Annotated in this window: 21 protein-coding genes; 14 read left to right on the top strand and 7 right to left on the bottom strand. The window is 70.8% G+C overall.

The window, feature by feature from the left end:
* On the bottom strand, window positions 1–588 hold the full coding sequence (locus tag ABJK26_RS00590; protein WP_347240241.1) for a helix-turn-helix domain-containing protein: 588 nt from the start codon (window positions 586–588) through the stop codon (window positions 1–3).
* A complete protein-coding gene (locus tag ABJK26_RS00585; RefSeq protein WP_347240240.1) occupies window positions 585–1,442 on the bottom strand; it encodes a MerR family transcriptional regulator in 858 nt (285 codons plus the stop codon). Before ABJK26_RS00585 ends, ABJK26_RS00590 begins: the two co-directional genes overlap by 4 nt.
* A 100-nt stretch (window positions 1,443–1,542) precedes the next feature.
* On the opposite strand from ABJK26_RS00585, the gene ABJK26_RS00580 reads away from it, so the two are divergent.
* The 12 genes from ABJK26_RS00580 (at window position 1,543) to ABJK26_RS00525 (ending at window position 11,081) form a co-directional block, all read left to right on the top strand.
* The gene (locus tag ABJK26_RS00580) at window positions 1,543–2,388 is read left to right on the top strand and encodes a phytoene/squalene synthase family protein (protein ID WP_347240239.1); all 846 of its coding nucleotides are present in this window, start codon (window positions 1,543–1,545) and stop codon (window positions 2,386–2,388) included.
* Window positions 2,388–3,674 carry a deoxyribodipyrimidine photo-lyase gene (phr, locus tag ABJK26_RS00575; protein ID WP_347240238.1) on the top strand — a complete coding sequence of 429 codons (1,287 nt, stop codon included), beginning with the start codon at window positions 2,388–2,390 and terminating at the stop codon, window positions 3,672–3,674. Before ABJK26_RS00580 ends, phr begins: the two co-directional genes overlap by 1 nt.
* A 9-nt stretch (window positions 3,675–3,683) precedes the next feature.
* A complete protein-coding gene (locus tag ABJK26_RS00570; RefSeq protein ID WP_347240237.1) occupies window positions 3,684–3,863 on the top strand; it encodes a hypothetical protein in 180 nt (59 codons plus the stop codon).
* Between the two features lie 9 nt (window positions 3,864–3,872).
* Window positions 3,873–5,045 carry a cytochrome P450 gene (locus ABJK26_RS00565; protein WP_347240236.1) on the top strand — a complete coding sequence of 391 codons (1,173 nt, stop codon included), beginning with the start codon at window positions 3,873–3,875 and terminating at the stop codon, window positions 5,043–5,045.
* Window positions 5,042–5,740, top strand: coding sequence for a lycopene cyclase domain-containing protein (locus ABJK26_RS00560; protein ID WP_347240235.1), 699 nt, complete (start codon window positions 5,042–5,044; stop codon window positions 5,738–5,740). The genes ABJK26_RS00565 and ABJK26_RS00560 overlap by 4 nt, the downstream gene beginning before the upstream one ends.
* Before the next feature lie 4 nt (window positions 5,741–5,744).
* Window positions 5,745–6,419, top strand: coding sequence for a 1-acyl-sn-glycerol-3-phosphate acyltransferase (locus tag ABJK26_RS00555; RefSeq protein WP_347240234.1), 675 nt, complete (start codon window positions 5,745–5,747; stop codon window positions 6,417–6,419).
* Window positions 6,416–7,438, top strand: coding sequence for a glycosyltransferase (locus tag ABJK26_RS00550; RefSeq protein WP_347240233.1), 1,023 nt, complete (start codon window positions 6,416–6,418; stop codon window positions 7,436–7,438). Before ABJK26_RS00555 ends, ABJK26_RS00550 begins: the two co-directional genes overlap by 4 nt.
* A 109-nt stretch (window positions 7,439–7,547) precedes the next feature.
* Window positions 7,548–7,808 carry a type II toxin-antitoxin system prevent-host-death family antitoxin gene (locus ABJK26_RS00545; RefSeq protein WP_347240232.1) on the top strand — a complete coding sequence of 87 codons (261 nt, stop codon included), beginning with the start codon at window positions 7,548–7,550 and terminating at the stop codon, window positions 7,806–7,808.
* Window positions 7,805–8,221: a type II toxin-antitoxin system VapC family toxin gene (locus ABJK26_RS00540; RefSeq protein ID WP_347240290.1), complete on the top strand. Its 417-nt coding sequence runs from the start codon at window positions 7,805–7,807 to the stop codon at window positions 8,219–8,221. Before ABJK26_RS00545 ends, ABJK26_RS00540 begins: the two co-directional genes overlap by 4 nt.
* Window positions 8,222–8,395: 174 nt before the next feature.
* A complete protein-coding gene (gene crtI / locus ABJK26_RS00535) occupies window positions 8,396–9,964 on the top strand; it encodes a phytoene desaturase family protein (RefSeq protein WP_347240230.1) in 1,569 nt (522 codons plus the stop codon).
* Window positions 9,961–10,959, top strand: coding sequence for a type 2 isopentenyl-diphosphate Delta-isomerase (fni, locus tag ABJK26_RS00530; protein ID WP_347240229.1), 999 nt, complete (start codon window positions 9,961–9,963; stop codon window positions 10,957–10,959). Before crtI ends, fni begins: the two co-directional genes overlap by 4 nt.
* Before the next feature lie 17 nt (window positions 10,960–10,976).
* The gene (locus ABJK26_RS00525) at window positions 10,977–11,081 is read left to right on the top strand and encodes a hypothetical protein (protein ID WP_347240227.1); all 105 of its coding nucleotides are present in this window, start codon (window positions 10,977–10,979) and stop codon (window positions 11,079–11,081) included.
* On the opposite strand, the gene ABJK26_RS00520 is transcribed toward ABJK26_RS00525, so the two are convergent.
* Window positions 11,078–12,022: a DUF523 and DUF1722 domain-containing protein gene (locus ABJK26_RS00520; protein ID WP_347240226.1), complete on the bottom strand. Its 945-nt coding sequence runs from the start codon at window positions 12,020–12,022 to the stop codon at window positions 11,078–11,080. The two genes, ABJK26_RS00525 and ABJK26_RS00520, sit on opposite strands and share 4 nt — an antisense overlap.
* A gap of 48 nt (window positions 12,023–12,070) precedes the next feature.
* On the opposite strand from ABJK26_RS00520, the gene ABJK26_RS00515 reads away from it, so the two are divergent.
* Window positions 12,071–12,949, top strand: coding sequence for a DUF72 domain-containing protein (locus ABJK26_RS00515; protein ID WP_347240225.1), 879 nt, complete (start codon window positions 12,071–12,073; stop codon window positions 12,947–12,949).
* On the opposite strand, the gene ABJK26_RS00510 is transcribed toward ABJK26_RS00515, so the two are convergent.
* Complete coding sequence (locus tag ABJK26_RS00510) at window positions 12,946–14,523, bottom strand: gamma-glutamyltransferase family protein (protein WP_347240223.1); 1,578 nt, start codon at window positions 14,521–14,523, stop codon at window positions 12,946–12,948. The two genes, ABJK26_RS00515 and ABJK26_RS00510, sit on opposite strands and share 4 nt — an antisense overlap.
* A gap of 23 nt (window positions 14,524–14,546) precedes the next feature.
* Here ABJK26_RS00510 and ABJK26_RS00505 point away from each other — a divergent pair, with 23 nt between their 5' ends.
* Window positions 14,547–15,206, top strand: coding sequence for a metal-dependent transcriptional regulator (locus ABJK26_RS00505; protein ID WP_347240222.1), 660 nt, complete (start codon window positions 14,547–14,549; stop codon window positions 15,204–15,206).
* Between the two features lie 39 nt (window positions 15,207–15,245).
* Here the strand turns inward: ABJK26_RS00505 and ABJK26_RS00500 are convergent, their stop codons facing one another.
* From ABJK26_RS00500 to ABJK26_RS00490, 3 genes are all read right to left on the bottom strand, one after another.
* Entirely contained in the window at window positions 15,246–16,412 is a 1,167-nt protein-coding gene (locus tag ABJK26_RS00500; protein ID WP_347240220.1) for a serine hydrolase domain-containing protein, read from the bottom strand.
* A complete protein-coding gene (locus tag ABJK26_RS00495; RefSeq protein ID WP_347240219.1) occupies window positions 16,412–16,675 on the bottom strand; it encodes a hypothetical protein in 264 nt (87 codons plus the stop codon). The genes ABJK26_RS00500 and ABJK26_RS00495 overlap by 1 nt, the downstream gene beginning before the upstream one ends.
* Window positions 16,676–16,782: 107 nt before the next feature.
* Window positions 16,783–17,292 (bottom strand): SDR family oxidoreductase (locus ABJK26_RS00490; protein WP_347240218.1); only part of this gene is annotated, 510 nt, incomplete at its 5' end.

The raw sequence follows: 17,292 nt of genomic DNA, 5'->3' as shown, positions 1-17,292 counted from the left end.
CTAGGCGGCCTCGAGGGCGCTTTGGGCCTCCTCCTCCAGGGCCCTCAGGTCCAAGAGGTAAACCCGGCGGTAGGCGGTGGCGATGAGGCCCTGGTGGCGGAGGTCGGAGAGGATCTTGGAGACGGACTCCCGGGTGGAGGCGGTGGCGTCGGCGATCTCCTCGTGGGAGGCCGTGACGTAAAGCCCCCTCTCGTCCCGGAAGGAGGCCGGGGTGTCCGCCAGGAAGAGGAGGTAGCGGGCGATGCGGGCCTTAAGCTCCCCGGTTTGGAGGTGGGCTTCATAAGCGTGGACCCGGCGCATCTGCCGGGCGAGGTTTCTGGCCACCTGGTGGAGGGCCTCGTGGTCCATGGCCTTGGGGTCCAGGCCCTGGACCACGGCCTCGGTCATGGCCTCGGCGGTGTAGCGGTAGCGCTTGCCCTCCAGGGCCTCTTCCCCGAAGTAGTCCCCGGGAAGGACGTGGCGGAGGGTGAGGAGGCGCCCGTCCGGGAGAAGCTCCACGATGCGCACCAGGCCCTCCTCCAGGCGGTAGAGGGTGTGGGCGTTCTCTCCCCTCAGGTAGATGGTCTCCTTGCGGCCGAACCTCTTCATGTTCCCTTCCTTTCTCCCTCTTCGGGGCCATGGAGCTCCTCGGCGAGGGCCTCGAGGCCCTCCACGAACCGCGCGCCAAGCCGCCTGGCCTCCTCGGGGCCCGCCCCCTGCCCCCCCAGGTAGACCCTGGGGGCAAGCCCCGCTAGCGCCCCGTCGGGCAGGGCCCTTAAGGGCTCGGCGAGGAGGGCGGAGAGGACCGCGGCCCTGGCGCCAAGCCGCTCCCCAAGGCGCTTGAGGTCGGGAAGAGGGGTGTCGGGGCCCAGGTAGAGGGCGGGCAGGCCCCGCCGCCTGAGGCCGTAGGCCACCAGCATGGCCCCGATCTCGTGCCGCTCCCCGGGGGGCGTGGTCACGAGGACCGGAGGCCCCGGAGGGAAGCCCGAGAGGTCCAGAAGCTCGTGGAGCCGGGCCCGGAGGAAGGTGGTGGCGAGGTGCTCCTCCGCCACTCCCACCTCCCCCTTGTGCCAGGCCTCCCCGACCCGCCGGAGAACCGGCACGAGGAGGCGGCCCAGGGCCCCCTCGGGACCGAGGAGCCTCACCCCCCTCCGGAAGAGGGCCTCGGCCCCCGAGAGGTCGGCCTCGAGGAGGGCCCGGTAGAGGGCCTCGTCCAGGGCCTCGGCGGGGGCCTCCTGGGCGAGGTAGCGGCGGATGGCCGCCTGCGGGGTGGCCCCCTCCTCCAGCCAGCGGCGGATGGTCTTCAGGGCCTCCACCTCCTCGAGGCGGTAGAGGCGGTGCCCCCCCGGGGTGCGCTCGGGCCGGGGAAAGCCGTAGCGGCGCTCCCACTGCCTCAGGACCTCGGCGGAGAGGCCGGTCATGGCCTCCACCTCGGCGATGGTGAACACCCCGGCGCGGGTCATGCCCAAAGCTTACCTCGTCGTACAGGTTTTGTCAAGCTCTTGTCCATATGTGGCCGGGACAAAAGTCCTAAGCCCGTGGTATCCTGAAGCTGGAGGCGTTATGGAACCCGACTGGCGGGCCCTTTCTCAGCTGGTGCGCGCCCACTCCGCCACCTTCTACCTGGGAAGCCTCCTCTTCCCCAAGGAGGAAAGGAAGGGGGCTTGGGCGGTGTACGCCGCCTGCCGCCTGGGGGACGAGGCGGTGGACGGGGAAGGAGGGGGGGAGGAGGCCCTCGCCCGCTGGTGGGCGGGGGTGGAGCGGGCCTACGGGGGAAGGCCCAAGGAAACGTGGGAGCAGGGCCTGGCCTGGGCCCTGGAGCGCTGGCCCATCCCCCTGGAGGCTTTCCTCCACATGCGGGAGGGCTTCCAGACCGACCTCGGCCCGGTCCGGCTCCAGAGCGAGGCGGAGCTCCTCACCTACTGCTACCGGGTGGCGGGCACCGTGGGGCGGATGATGGTCCCCATCACCGGAGGGGGAAAGGAGGCGGAGGCGCAGGCCATTCGCTTGGGCCAGGCCATGCAGCTCACCAACATCCTCCGGGACGTGGGGGAGGACCTCCAAAGGGACCGGGTCTACCTGCCCCTGGACCTCTTGAAGGTCCACGGGGTGGAAGTGGAGGACCTCCGGGCGGGGCGCGTCCCCCCGGGCTACCCTGCCCTGATGCGGGCCTTGGAGGGGAAGGCCCGGGCCCTCTACCGGGAGGGGCTAGAGGGGCTAAGGCACCTCCGGGTGGGCCGGGCGGCCATCGCCCTCGCCGCCTTCCAGTACCAGGGCATCCTGGACAAGCTCCGCCTCCAGGGCTACGACAACCTGGGAAGGCGGGCCCACCTCAAGGCCTGGGAGCGGGCCCCCCTCCTGCCCCGGGCCCTCCTCGCCGCCCGCCTTCCCCCGGGGGAGGCCCTCTGATGGGCCGGGTCCTGGTCTGGCACCGGGGGGACCTGCGCCTTTCCGATCACTCGGCCCTCCTTCAAGCCTTCTCCCAGGGGACCCCGGTGGGCCTCGTGGTCCTGGACCCCAACAACCTGAGGACCTCCCCGAGGCGGCGGGCCTGGTTTCTGGAAAACGTCCGGGCCCTCCGGGAGGCCTACCGGGAGCGGGGCGGGGCCCTTTGGGTGCTGGAGGGCCTTCCCTGGGAAAAGGTGCCGGAGGCGGCGAGGCGGCTTAGGGCCAAGGCCGTCTACGCCTTAAGGAGCTACACCCCTTACGGCCGCTACCGGGACGGGCGGGTGAGGGAGGCCCTTCCCGTCCCCCTTCACCTCCTCCCCGCCCCCCACCTCGTCCCCCCCGACCTCCCCCAGGCCTATCGGGTCTACACCCCCTTCGCCCGGCGCTTCCAGGGGGTGGAAGCCCCCCTCCCCGCCCCCCTGGCCCTGCCCCGGGAAGAGGAGGAAGGGGAGGTACCCCAGGCCCAAAGCGACGTCCCCCTCCCCGAGCCCGGGGAGGAGGCGGCGAGGGAGAGGCTACTGGCTTTCCTAGAGGCCAAGCTCGCCCGCTACGCCGAGGAGCGGGACCGGCTGGACGGGGAGGGGGGCTCGAGGCTTTCCCCCTACTTCGCCCTCGGGGTCCTCTCCCCCAGGGAGGCCGCCTTCCTGGCCCTGGCCCAGGGGGGAGAGGGGGCGAGGAAGTGGGTCTCCGAGCTCCTCTGGCGGGACTTCTCCTACCACCTCCTCTACCACTTCCCCTGGATGGCGGAAAGACCCCTGGACGCCAGGTTCCAGGCCTTCCCCTGGCGGGAGGACGAGGGGCTCTTTGGGGCCTGGTACCGGGGGCAGACGGGCGTCCCCCTGGTGGACGCGGCCATGCGGGAGCTCCACGCCACGGGCTTCCTCTCCAACCGGGGCAGGATGGTGGCAGCCCAGGTGGCGGTGAAGTACCTCCTTCTCCCTTGGAAAAGGTGCGAGGAGGCCTTCCGCCACCTCCTCCTGGACGGGGACCGGGCGGTGAACCTGCAGGGGTGGCAGTGGGCGGGGGGGTTGGGGGTGGACGCCGCCCCCTACTTCCGCCTCTTCAACCCCACCCTGCAAGGGGAAAGGCACGATCCCGAGGGGAGGTGGCTAAGGCGCTGGGCCCCGGAGTACCCTTCCTACGCCCCCAAGAACCCCGTGGTGGACCTGGAGGAGGCGAGGCGGCGCTACCTGGCCCTGGCCAAGGAAGTGGGCCAGGCTACCCTTCCCCTCGAGGGTCCCGAATAAGCTTGAACCATGTTCCGGGTACGCGACCCGCAAAAGGTCCTCAGGCAGATCACCCTCCTCCGCTACGGCATGGCCCTCCTCTTTCTCGCCCTGGCCCTCTTCCGCCCGGAGAAGCTCCTCTTCCTGGGCCTCGCCCTCTTCGCCTTCCTCATGGCCCGCTCCGGGTACTGCCCCCTGGTGCGCCGATAAACTGGACCCATGAAGACCCTTTCCCCCAAGGAGGCCCTGCCCCACCTCAGGCGCCTCCGGGAAGACCCCTTGGGCGTTCTCCTGGAGTGGGGCCGGGCCCACCCCAGGCTCTTCCTCCCCCTCCCCGGCCTCCCCCTGGCCCTGGTCTTTGACCCGGAGGGGGTAGAAAGGGTGCTCCTCGCCGAAGGGCCCACCAAGGCCACCTTCCAGTACCGGGCCCTCGCCCGCCTCACGGGGAAGGGCCTTCTCACCGACTGGGGGGATAGCTGGAAGGAGGCCCGGAAGGCCCTCAAGGACCCTTTTTTGCCGAGGGCGGTGCGGACCTACCGGGAGGCCCTAAAGGAGGAAGCCGAGGCCTTCTTCGCCCCCTGGCGGGGGGAGGAGCGAGACCTGGACCGGGAGATGCTCGCCCTCTCCTTAAGGCTCTTGGGGCGGGCCTTCTTCGGTAAGCCCCTCTCCCCTACCCTGGCGGAGCACGCCCTCAAGGCCCTGGACCGGATCATGGCCCGCACCCGAAGCCCCCTCGCCCTCCTCAACCTCAAGGAGGAGGCCCGCTTCCAAAGGGCAAAGGCCCTGCTCTACCGGGAGGCGGAGGGCCTGGTCGCCCACCCGCCCCTGAACCGGCTCCCCCGGGAGCGGGCCTTGAGCGAGGCGGTTACCCTCCTGGTGGCGGGCCACGAGACCGTGGCGAGCGCCCTCACCTGGTCCTTCCTCCTCCTCTCCCGCCGTCCGGACTGGCAGGAAAAGGTGGCCAAGAGCGAGGAGGCGGCCCTCGCCGCCTTCCAGGAGGCCCTGAGGCTCTACCCCCCGGCCTGGATCCTCACCCGCAAGGCGCAAGCGCCCTTCCCCCTTGGGGAGGCGGTCCTCCCCCGGGGCACCACCCTGGTCCTCTCCCCCTACGTGACCCAGAGGCTCTTTTTCCCCCAAGGGGAGGCCTTTTCCCCTGAGCGCTTCCTGGGGGAAAAGGGCACCCCCTCGGGGCGCTACTTCCCCTTCGGCCTGGGCCAGAGGCTCTGCCTGGGGCGGGACTTCGCCCTCCTCGAGGGCCCCCTCGTCCTAGGGGCCTTCTTCCGCCGCTTCCGGCTTGACCCCCTCCCCTTCCCCCGGGTCCTCGCCCAGGTGACCCTGAGGCCCGAGGGCGGGCTTCCCGCCCGGCCCCGGCTAAAGGAGGCGCGGGCGTGACCTACCTGGGGTTCCACCTGGTCTTCCTCCTGCCCCCCCTTCTCCTCCTCCTCCTCTGGGCGAGGCCCAGGCCCCCTAGGCTTTGGGCCTACCTCCTCATGCCCCTCATCGCCCTCCTCTACACCACCCCCTGGGACAACTACCTGGTGTGGCGGGGGGTCTGGGGGTACCCCGAAGGCAGGGTCCTCCTCCGCCTGGGCTACGTGCCCCTGGAGGAGTACCTCTTCTTCCTCCTCCAGCCCCTCCTCACCGGGGCCTTCCTCCACCGGGTGGCGGGGGCTCCGCCCCCTCCTTCCTTGGGGCTTCCCCGGGTGATGGGCGGGGGGCTTTGGCTCCTGGTGGCCGCCCTTGGGGTCCTCCTCCTCGCCCTCGAGGGGCGGTACCTCTACCTCGGGCTCATCCTCGCCTACTTCGCGCCCATCTTCGTCCTCCAGTGGGCCTTCGGGGGGGACCTGCTTTGGGCCTGGCGGCGGGCCCTCCTCCTCGGGGTGGGCCTTCCCACCCTCTACCTCTGGGGGGCGGACCTCTTCGCCATCCGGGAGGGCATCTGGTGGATCTCCCCCCGGTACACCCTAGGCCTCGGGGTTTTGGGGCTTCCCCTGGAGGAGATGGCCTTCTTCCTCGGCACCAACCTGGCCGTGGTCCAGGGCCTCCTCCTCGCCTGGCACCCCGAGGCCCTGAGGCGCCTAAGATAGGCCTGTGCGAGACCTCTTTGAGCGGCTCCAGGACCGCCCCACGGGAAAGGCCTTGCGCTTTTTCGTGGGGGCCCTCCTCTTTCTGAGCCTCAAGAGGAGCCTCCGGGGGGTCTACCTCCGGGGGGAGGCCCCGGGGGGCCCCCTGGTCCTCGCCCTGAACCACCACAGCTTCTTTGACGGCCACCTGGTGTGGTTTCTGGGGAGGCTTTACCGGAGGCCGGTGAGCCTCCTCGTGGCCGAGGAGAACCTCAAGGCCTTCCCCGTGCTCAAGCTCGCGGGGGCCCTGGAGGCGGGAAGGGTCCGGGAGGCCCTGAGGAGGCTTGGGCGGGGGGAGTGGGTGGCCCTCTTCCCCGAAGGGGCCATGGCCTACCCCGGGGCCCTCCGCCCCTTGCGGCGGGGGGCGGGCTGGCTTGCGGGGAAGGCGGGGGCGCCCCTCCTCCCCGTGGCCCTAAGGGTGGTCCTCCGGGGTTACGAGCACCCCGAGGCCTTCCTCCTTATGGGAAAGCCCCTCCTTCCGGGGGAGGACCTGGAGCGCGCCCTGGGCGGGCTTCTCGGGGACCTAGACGCCCTCCTCGCCAAGACCCACCCTCGGGAGGTGCCGGAGGGCTTTCGGGAAGTGCTCCGGGGAAGACGGAGCCTGGAGGAACGGATTCGCCCTCTGGTGAGGCTTCTCCCATGACGGGGGACTTCTTCTTCGGGGTCTTCCTCTTCCTCCTCCTGAGGTGGCTCGCCCTCCTCTTTAACCTCCTCGCCTTCCCCCGCCTAAGGCCCCGCCCCACCCCCCCATGGCCCCGGGCCTCCCTCCTGGTCCCGGCCCGGAACGAGGCGGAAAACCTAAGGAGGACCCTCCCCGGCCTCCTCCGGCAGGGGGCCCTCGAGGTCTTGGTCCTGGACGACCTCTCGGAGGACGGCACCGCCCAAGCGGCCCTGGAGGTGGCGGGGCACCACCCCGGCTTCCGCCTCCTCCGGGGCGCCCCCCCGCCCCCGGGCTGGACGGGGAAGAACTGGGCCTGCTTCCAGCTCGCCCAGGAGGCGCAGGGGGAGGTCCTGGTCTTCACCGACGCCGACGTCCTCTGGGAGGAGGGGGCCCTGGGGGGGCTTTTGGCGGCCCTGGAGGGGAAGGAGATGGTCTCGGCCCTCCCCAAGCAGGAGGTGGGCCCCTTGGAGGGAATCCCCGTGGCCTTCGTGATGAATGGGCTCTTCTCCTTCCTGCCCCACCCCCTTCTGGAAGGCCTACGGGTGGCGAACGGCCAGGTCCTGGCCTTCCGGAAGGAGGCCTACCTCGCCTCCGGCGGGCACGGGGCCGTAAAGGGGGAGGTCTTGGAGGACGTGGCCCTGGCGAGGCGGGTGGAGGCCTACGGGCTTTTCCTGGGCGGGGGGCTCTTCCGGGTGCGCATGTACCGGGGCTACGGGGAGGCGGTGGCGGGCTTCGCCAAGAACTTCCTGGAGGTTCACCTCAAAAACCCCGCCCTTCTCCTGGGCTCGGCCTTCTACCACCTCGCCCTCTACACCCTGCCCTGGGCCTTCGGGCGGTGGGAGCTCGGGCTCATGGGGCTTCTGGAGCGCCTTTGGGTGCAGTGGGCCCTGGGGGAGCCCCTCTGGCCCGGCCTCCTCGCCCCCCTCGCCCCCCTTCTCCTCCTCCCCGTGTACCTGCGGGCCCTCCTCCCGGGGAAGCGCTGGAAGGGGCGAAAGGTGTAGGCGCCCTGCCGACCCGGGCCAGCGTGGAGCCCCGGCGAACCCATGGGGTTGAACCTGGCCGCTCCCGTCTCAACTAGACAGACCGGTCTATTCCGGGTACCCTGAAAGCGTGAAGGCCGTTTGGCAACTCCAGGAGGCCAAGGCCCGCTTCTCGGAGGTGGTGGAGCGGGCCCTAAAGGGCGAGCCCCAGCTCGTCCTCCGCCGGGGCAAGAAGGCGGTGGTGGTGCTGGACTGGGAAACCTATGCCCGGCTCGCCGGGGAGGAGACCTCGGTCCTCGAGGCCCTGAGGCCCCCTAAGGCCCTTCCCAACGAGGAAGTGGAAGCCCTCTTCCAAAGGCCAAAGGCGGGCTTCCGGGAGGTGGAGCTCTGAAGTACCTCCTGGACACCAACGTGGTCTCCGAGCCCCTCAAAAAGCGCCCCCATCCCAGGGTGCTCGCCTTTTTGCGCCAGCTCAGGGTGGGGGAGGCGTACCTCTCGGCCCTGACCCTAGGGGAACTCGCCCAGGGGGTAGCCCGGGCCCCGGAAGCCCGGCGGCCTACCCTCGCGGCCTGGCTTTCGGAGCTGAAGGAGAGCTTCTCTGGGCGGATTCTCCCCTTGGATGCCGAGGTGATGGAGATCTGGGGGGAACTCACGGGGAAAGCCCTGGTGGAGGGCAGGCCTCTTTCCCCTCTGGACGCCATGCTGGCCGCCACGGCCCTCCGGCACGGCCTGACCCTGGCCACACGAAACGCCGAGGACTTCCGCCACCTCCCCGTGCCCCTCCTGAACCCCTGGGAAGTGTGAGGGCAAGCCGCGCCAGAAAGGCTTTACCTTCATGGGAAGAAGCCCCTCCGCCTCCTAAGGGGATGGGCGCCCTCTTCGCCAGCAAACCTCCCCTGACCCTCCCAGGCCCGGGAGTAGGTCCTTTGTGGGCCACGCCCAACTTTACAAGCGGAGCGGCCTGGTAAACTCCTCCCCATGCGCGCCGTGGTCATCGGAAGCGGGGTAGGGGGGCTCTCGGCGGCCATCCGGCTCGCCGCCATGGGCCTCGAGGTCCTGGTCCTGGAGAAGCTCCCGGGGCCCGGGGGAAGGGCTTTTGTGCACCGGGCCCAGGGCTTCACCTTTGACATGGGCCCCACGGTGATCACCGTCCCCCCCTTCCTGGAGGACCTCTTCGCCACCGCCCCAGGCAACCCCAGGCTCTACCCCGACTTCCCCGAGGAGGAGGGGCTAAGGCACACCGAGCGCTACGTGAAGCTCGTGCCCTTAGACCCCTTCTACCGCCTCCACTTCCCAGACGGCACCCACTTTGACTACAAGGACGACCCCGAGCACCTGAAGGGCGAGATCGCCCGCATCGCCCCGGAGGACCTCGAGGGCTACCGCCAGTTTGAGGCCCACGCCCGGGCCCTCTTCCAGAAGGGCTTTTTGGAGCTCGGCTTCACCCACTTCGGCGGCCTCCTGGACCTCCTCAAGGTGGCCCCGGACCTCCTCCGGCTGGACGCGGTGCGGCCCCTCTTCTCCCTGGTCTCCCGCTACTTCAAAAGCCCCAAGACCCGGCAGATCTTCTCCTTTGAGTCCCTCCTCATCGGGGGAAACCCCCTAAAGGTGCCCGCCCTCTACGCCATGATCCACTTCGTGGAGCGCCGCTGGGGGGTGCACTTCGCCATGGGGGGGACGGGGGCCTTGGTGGCGGGGCTCGTGCGGAAGCTCGAGGAGCTCGGGGGAAAAATCCGCTACAACGCCCCCGTGCGCCGCATCCTCACCAAGGGGCGCCGGGCCGTGGGCGTGGCGCTCCAGGACGGGGAGAAGATTGAGGCCGACCTGGTGGTCTCCAACGCCGACTACGTCCACACCTACGGCGAGCTCCTCGCCCCCGAGGACCGCACTTTTAACGGCGACTGGCGCCTCAAGCGCACCCGGCTTTCCATGAGCCTCTTCGTGGCCTACTTCGGCTTCAAGGCCCGGGGGGACGAGGGGGAGAGGCTCCGCCACCACAACGTCCTCTTCGCTCCCCGCTACGAGGAGCTCCTCCGGGACATCTTCGGGCGCAAGGTCCTCCCCGAGGACTTCGCCCACTACCTCCACCTCCCCACCCTCACCGACCCCTCCCTGGCCCCCCCGGGGCACCACGCGGCCTACACCCTCATCCCCGTGCCCCACAACGGGAGCGGCCTGGACTGGGGAAGGCTCAGCCCCCAGTACCTGGAGAAGGCCCTCCGCTACCTGGACGAGGCGGGCTACCTCCCCGGGCTCATGGACCGCCTGGTCTACACCCACTTCATCACCCCGGACTACTTCCAGTGGACCCTGAACAGCCACCTGGGCAACGCCTTCGGCCCCGAGCCCGTGCTCTGGCAGACGGCCTCCTTCCGCCCGAAGAACCGCTCCGAGGACGTGCGGGGCCTCTACCTGGTGGGCCAGAGCTACCAGCCGGGGGCGGGCCTGCCCAGCGTGATGATGTCCGCCAAGATGACCGCCCGGCTCATCGCCCGCGACCTGGGCCTGGAAAGGGCCCCCAAGGGGATGCGGGAGGGCCTTGCGTGAACCTGAAGGAAAGGAAGCGGAGGCACCTCGAGGCCTGCCTGGAGGGCGAGGTGGCCTTCCAGAGGACCACCACGGGGTTTGAAGGCTTCCGCCTCCGCTACCAGGCCCTGGCGGGCCTCGCCCTGGGCGAGGTGGACCTCACCACCCCCTTCCTGGGGAAGACCCTGAAGGCCCCCTTCCTCGTCGGGGCCATGACCGGGGGGGAGGAAAACGGGGAGCGGATCAACCTGGCCCTGGCCGAGGCGGCCGAGGCCCTGGGGGTGGGGATGATGCTGGGCTCGGGCCGGATCGTCCTGGAGCGCCCCGAGACCCTAAGGAGCTTCCGGGTGCGCAAGGTGGCCCCAAAGGCGCTCCTCATCGCCAACCTGGGCCTCGCCCAGCTCAGGCGCTACGGCCGGGAGGACCTCCTGCGCCTGGTGGAGCTTTTGGAGGCGGACGCCCTCGCCTTGCACATCAACCCCCTGCAGGAGGCGGTGCAGGGGGGGGACACGGACTTCCGGGGGCTTCTGGAGCGGCTCGCCGCGCTCCTCCCCCTCCCCTTTCCGGTGATGGTGAAGGAGGTGGGGCACGGCCTCTCCCGGGAGGCGGCCCTGGCCCTGCGGGACCTGCCCCTTGCGGCGGTGGACGTGGCCGGGGCCGGGGGGACGAGCTGGGCCCGGGTGGAGGAGTGGGTGCGCTTCGGGGAGGTGCGCCACCCGGAGCTTTGCGAGATCGGGATCCCCACCGCCCAGGCCCTCCTGGAGGTGCGGGAGGTCCTCCCCCACCTTCCCCTGGTGGCCTCCGGCGGGGTCTACACGGGTACCGACGCCGCCAAGGCCCTGGCCCTGGGAGCGGACCTGGTGGCGGCGGCGCGGCCCCTCCTCAGGCCCGCCCTGGAAGGGGCGGAAAAGGCGGCGGCCTGGATCCGGGACTACCTGGAGGAGCTTAGGACCGCCCTCTTCGCCATCGGGGCGAGGAACCCAAAGGAAGCCCGGGGGCGGGTGGAGCGGGTGTAGGTTTCCGCAACCTCCTGGTGCACGAGTACCTGGACATAGACCGCCGCATCGTCCACCGGGTCCTCCGGGAAAACCTCATGGACCTCGAGGCCCTGGGCCGGATCTTCGCCCGGTTTCTCTAGGCGCCGGGCACGCGCATCAGGGCCCGGGGGTAGGGCTCCAGGAGGGCCTGGGCCTCCAGGTAGGGCTCGGCGAAGCGCCGGGCCCAGGAGGCGAGGAGGGCGAGGGGGGCCTCGAGGGGCAGGCGCTCCTCCCGGAAGTCCACGAGGAGGTCCAGGAAGTGGGCCTTTTCTCGGGCGCCAAGGGCCTTCTTGAAGTGGCCGAAGGCGTGGAGGAGGGCGTCGGCCATGGCCCCGAGGCGGTAGGGCCTCTCCGTGGCCCGCAAAAACCCCTCCTCGTAGGTCCTCTGGACCTCGGAAAAGGGCCTCCCCCGGGCCTCGGCGAGGAGGCGCCCCAGGGCCCTCGCCTCCTTCTGGCTGTAGGCCAGGAGGAGGAGCTTGTAGCGGGCGTGGAAGGCCTGGAGGCCTGAAAGGTCCCGCACCTCCCGGAGCCTGGCCAGGCCGAAGACCCGGGTGAGGAACTGGGCCCGGATCCGGGCGTTGGTGAGCCTCCCCTCGTCCTCCTTGGGGAGGAGGGGAAAGCGCTCCTCCACAAGCCTCGCGAAAAGCCCCGGGCCCTTCCCCACCACCCCGCCCCCTTCGGGGTGGGCGTAGACCTTGGCGTCCTTGAGGGCGCAGGAGGGGGAGCGGTTCTTGAGGAGGAAGCCCTCCAGCGGCCCGAGGCCCTGAAGGAAGGCCTCGGCGAAGGCCTCCATCCTCTCCGTGAGGTCCTCCCCGGTCCGGGGCTGGACCATCCTGGGACCCCCTTCCCCCCGCACCAGGCGCACCACGGGCCTCGGCACCCCGAGGCCGATCTCCACCTCGGGGCAGACCGGGGCGAAGTCCACGTGCTCCCTCAGGGCGGCCACGACCTTGTCGGGGATGAGCTCCCCCGAGTAGCGCACCGCGGCGAACCCCAGGCAGGCGCTCACCACGAGGCGGGGCTTGGGCCAGGAGGAGGCCATGACCCCATGGTACCGGGCGGCGGCCAAGAAGGGCCCTAGAATGGAGGGGTGGCGGAAGTCCGCGTGGGCACGGCGAGCTGGACCGACCCCACCCTCCTCGCCTCGGGCTGGTACCCTCCCGGGGCGAGAAACCACCCGGAAAAGCGCCTCCGCTATTACGCGGAGCACTTTGACACCGTGGAGGTGGACAGCACCTTCTACGCCCTGCCCCGCCTCGAGGCGGTGCGGAAGTGGGCAGAGAGAACCCCAAAGGGCTTCCTCTTCCACGTCAAGGCCTTCTCCGCCTTCACCGGGCACGGCCTGGAGGCGGGCGCCCTCCCCAAGGACCTAAGGGCCCTCCTCCCCCAAAAGGAAGGCCACCTCCCCCAGCGGGAGGTGCCGGAGGAGGTGGTGGAAGAGGCTTGGGGGCGCTTTTTCGCCGCCCTAGAGCCCTTGAAGGAAGCGGGCAAGCTGGGCTACCTCCACTTCGGCCTTCCCCCCTGGACCGAGCCCAAGCCCCGGAGCTTCCAGTACCTGGAGCGCCTGGCGGAAAGGACCCAGGGGTACCTGGTGGCGGTGGAGTTCCGAAACCCCAGGTGGTACGCCGCCTGGGGCTTCGTGAAGAAGGAGCTCACCCGCCTCGGCCTCGTCCACGTGAGCGTGGACGCGCCCCCCCACCCCGAGGCCCCGCCCAGGGTCCTGGAGCCCACCCGGGAGGTGGCCGTCCTCCGCTGCCACGGGCGGAACGCCGAGACCTGGAAGGGACCCCACCGAGCCCCCTACGAGCGCTTCAACTGGCGCTACTCCGAGGAGGAGCTTCTGGACCTCGCCCAGGCCACCCGCACCCTGGCGGAAAGGGCGGAGCGGGTCTTCGTCATCTTCAACAACAACTACGGCACCCAAGGGGTGGAGGCCGCCCTGGGCCTGAAGCGCCTTCTGGGCCTCTAGAGGGCCAGGGCGAGCCCCTCGGCCCTGGGGTCGCTCGCCCCCACGAGGGCCTCCCCCAGGCGGAAGACCGCCTGCCCCCGCCCGAAGAGGCCGTACTCCGCCTCGTAGCGCACCCGGTGCCCGAGGTCCTTGAGGAAAAGCGCCGTGGCCTGGGGGATGCCGGGCTCCAGGAGCACCTCGTCCCCCGGCACCACCTGCCAGCGGGGCCGGTCCAGGGCCGCCTGGGGGTTCAGGCCGAAGTCGGCGAGGCCCACCACCACCTGGACGTGCCCCTGGGGCTGCATGAACCCCCCCATGACCCCGAAGGGCCCAAGGGGCCTCCCCTCCCGGGTGAGGAAGCCCGGGATGAGGGTGTGGAAGGGCCGCTTCCCCGGCCCCACCCGGTTCGGGTGCCCCTCCTCCAGGGAAAACCCCAGGCCCCGGTTCTGCAGGGCGATCCCCGTCCCCGGCACCAGGACCCCGGAGCCGAACCCCTGGTAGTTGGACTGGATCAGGGAGACCATCACCTCCCCGTCCGCCGCCGCGAGGTAGACCGTCCCCTCGGGGCGAAGCCCAGGGAGGACCCGGGGAAGGGCCCTTTCCCCGATGAGCCTCCTTCGCTCCGCCGCGTAGGCCTTGGACAGGAAGGCCTCCGGGGAGAGCTCCATGTGCCGGGGGTCGGCCACGAAGCGGTAGGTGTCCGCCAGGGCGAGGCGCATGGCCTCCACCTGCACGTGGTAGCTCCAGGGGTCCTCCGGCCTCAGGTCAAACCCCAAGAGGAGGTTCAGGGCGAGGAGGACCGCCACCCCCTGGCCGTTTGGGGGAAGCTCCCACACGGTGAGGCCCTTGTACTCCGTGGAAAGGGGGGCCACCCACTCCGGGGCGTGGCCCTCGAGGTCCTCCCAGGCAAGGAGCCCCCCCGTGGCCTCGCTGAAGCGGAGGAGGGCCTCGGCCAGGGGCCCCCGGTAGAGGCTTTCCCCGTAGCTCTCCGCGATCTCCCTCAAGGTCTTGGCGTGGAGGGGGCTCCGCCACACCTCCCCCGCCCTTGGGGCCCTTCCCCCGGGGAAGAAGACCTCCTTGAAGGCCTGGAACTCGGGCCCCTCCAGGGGGAGAAAAACGCCCTCCGCCCGCCGCCAGCTCCTCGCCGTCTCCGGCCCCACGGGAAAGCCCTCCTCGGCGTAGCGGATGGCGGGGGCGAGGACCTCGGCGAAGGGAAGCCTGCCCCAGCGCTGGTGCAGGGCCCGCCACCCCGAGACCGCCCCCGGCACGGTGACGGGAAGCCAGCCCTTTTCCGGCATCCTTCCCTCGGGCAGGCGCTCGGGAGTGAGGGCCATGGGGCTTTTCCCGGAGGCGTTCAGGCCGTGGAGGGCCCCGTCCCACACCAGGGCGAAGAGGTCCCCCCCGATCCCGTTGGCGGTGGGCTCCACCACGGTGAGGCAGGCGGCCATGGCGAGGGCGGCGTCCGCGGCGCTTCCCCCTTTGAGGAGGACCTCCATCCCCGAAAGGGCCGCAAGGGGCTGGCTCGTGGCCACCGCGCCCCGCCTTCCCAGGACCACGTGGCGGCGGGAGGCGTAGGGGTAGTGGGTAAGGTCCATGCCCTCATGCTACCTTTAGGGGGATGGCGAGGCCGCCCCTCACCGAGGCCCAGGAGGACTACTTGAAGCACCTTTTCCTTCTGGAGGAGGCCCTGGGGGGGCCCGTCCCCACGCAGGCCCTGGCGGAGCGCCTCTCGGTCAAGCCGCCCTCCGTGACGGAGATGCTGAAGAAGCTCAAGGCCCTGGGCCTCGTGGAGCACGAGCCCTACCGGGGGGCCCGGCTCACGGAGCGGGGAAGGAAGGTGGCCCTCGAGGTCCTCCGCCACCACCGCCTCCTCGAGGCCTACCTCCACCAGGCCCTGGGCTACGGCTGGGAGGAGGTCCACCAGGAGGCGGAGAGGCTGGAGCACGTGATCAGCGAGGACCTGGAAGAGAGGATCGCCGAGGCCCTGGGCCACCCCCCCTTTGACCCCCACGGGGACCCCATCCCCACCAAGGACCTGACCCTCCCCTCCTCCAGGGCCCTCCCCCTCACCGAGGCCCCCCTGGGGCGGGCCCGGGTGGCCCGCGCCCTGGCCCAGGACCGGGGCACCCTGAACCTCCTCGCCCGGCTCGGCCTCACCCCGGGCCGGACCCTGAGGGTGCTGGAGGGGGGCGAAGGCGTGCGGGTGGAGGTGGAGGGGGAGGTCTACCTCCTGCCCCGGGCCCTGGCCCAGGCGGTGGGGGTGGAGCCTTTGGGCTAGGGGCATGCGCCCCGGGAACCTGGAGGCGGCGGAGCCACTTCACTCCAGGCCCAGGTAGACCAGGGTGCGGAAGGCGTGCTGGAGCCTGGCCCCAAGCCGGGAGTGGAGGGCCTTTTCCGGCTCCAGAACGGAAAGGAGGTTCGGGGCCTGGGCGAGGTAGAGGGCGGCGATCTCCCGGAAGGGGTCCACGAAGAAGAAGGTGCCGCCGAAGCCCGCCCAGGTCCACTCCCCGGGAGAGGCCGGGGAAAAGCCCATGGGCTCCACCCGCACCGCCACCCCGAGGCCGAAGCTGTACCCGGGCCCGGGCAGGTACTCGGGGCCCCGCTTGAGGCCCTCGGGGTAGAGGGCCCCCAGGTGGTCCTGCACCATGAAGCGGGCCAGGGCGGGGTGGAGGGGGCCCTTCCCCGTCCTTAGGGCCTCGAGGAAGCGGAGGTAGTCCCGGGCCGTCCCCACGCCCCCCATCCCCCCGGCGTAGCGGGGCGGGGGGCTTTCCACCGGGAGGAGGCGGAGGCTTCGGCCCGTCTCCGGGTCCTTGGGGAAAGGCTGGGCCAGGCGGGCGGGGTCCAGGGCCTGGAAGCCCGAGTCCTCCATGCCGAGGGGAAGGAAGACCCTCTCCTCCAAAAGCTCCGCCAGGCTCCGCCCCGAAAGGGCCTCCAGGAGGTGGCCGAGGAGGTCGGTGGCGAGGCCGTACTCAAAGGCCTCACCCGGCTGGAAGCGCAGGGGAAGCGCGGCAAGGCGCTCCAAGAAGGCCTCCCGGGAGAGGTCAAACCGGTCCACCCCGGCCTCGAGGTAAAGCCCCTTCACCGGGGAGCGGAAGAAGACCCCGTAGGTGAGGCCCGCCGTGTGGCGGAGGAGGTCGTAGACGGTGAGGGGGCGCTTCAGGGGCTCCAAGACCACCTCCTCCCCCACCTCCCGGCCCACCTTGAGGGCGGCAAAGCCGGGCAGGTACTTCTCCACCGGGTCCAGGAGGGAAAGCTTCCCCTCCTCCACGAAGGTGAGGGCCAGGGCCGAAACCCAGGGCTTGGTCATGGAGTAGAGGCGGAAGAGGGCGTCCTCCCGCATGGGAAGCCCCCGCCCCGGGTCCAGGTACCCGTAGACCCCCAGGAAGGCCACCTCCCCTCCCCGGGCCACCAGGACCACGGCCCCGGGGAGGAGGCCCTCCTCCACCATGCGCCGGAAGTAGGCGTCAAGCCTCCTCAGGTCCATCACCACCCCTCAGGAACGGGCTTCCTTGGGCCCAAAAGGAGCCAGAGGGCGAGGAGAAGAAGCCCCAAGGGCAAGAGCCACTTCGCGAAGAAGCCCAAAAGGCCGAGGGCGGCCCCCAAGAGGGCGAGGAACAGGGCCACGGGGAGGGCCAAGGCGGCGAGGAGGAGGGCGAAGATGGCGAGGGCCAGGGCCACGAAGGGGCTCAGGAGAAACCAGGCGAGGACGAGCCCCACCAGGAGGAGGAACCCGCCGAGAACCCGCATGCCCCAAGCCTACACCCTCTTCCGCCTCCCGCACCCCGGTTGATGCCCGAGCGAAGGCTAGACCTTTTGGGGCCCCCACCGCGGCGAAAGCCGCGGTGGGGTACCTATCAGGCGGGGGCCGCCCCGACCGTCCTCCCCCCGTCCACGAAGAGGACCTGGCCGGTGATGAAGCTGGACTCGTCGGAGACCAAAAAGAGGGCGGCGTAGGCCACCTCCAAAGGCTTCCCCGCCCGGCCCAAGGGCGTGGCGGCGATGGCCTTCTCCCGCACCTTCTCCGGCACCTGGGCCGTCATCCGCGTCTCGATGAACCCCGGGGCCAGGGCGTTCACCCGGACCCCCCACCGCCCAAGCTCCAGGGCGAGCGTCCGGGTAAGCCCCACCACCCCCGCCTTGGAGGCGGCGTAGTTCGCCTGCCCCAGGTTCCCCAGGTACACCCGGCTCGCGGTGAGGACGATGCTCCCCGGGTTTCTCTCCCGCATGGCCTCGGAGGCCGCCCGCGCCACCAGGAAGCTCCCCGTGAGGTTCACCCGGAGGACGAGCTCCCAGTCCTTCAGGGGCATCTGGCCACGAGCCTCGCCCCTTCCTTGGCGAAGAGCTCCAGCGTGGCCCGGCCGAGG

Source organism: Thermus sp. (genome assembly GCF_039793865.1).
GTDB lineage: Bacteria > Deinococcota > Deinococci > Deinococcales > Thermaceae > Thermus.
This window is presented reverse-complemented; position numbering and strand designations above follow the sequence as displayed.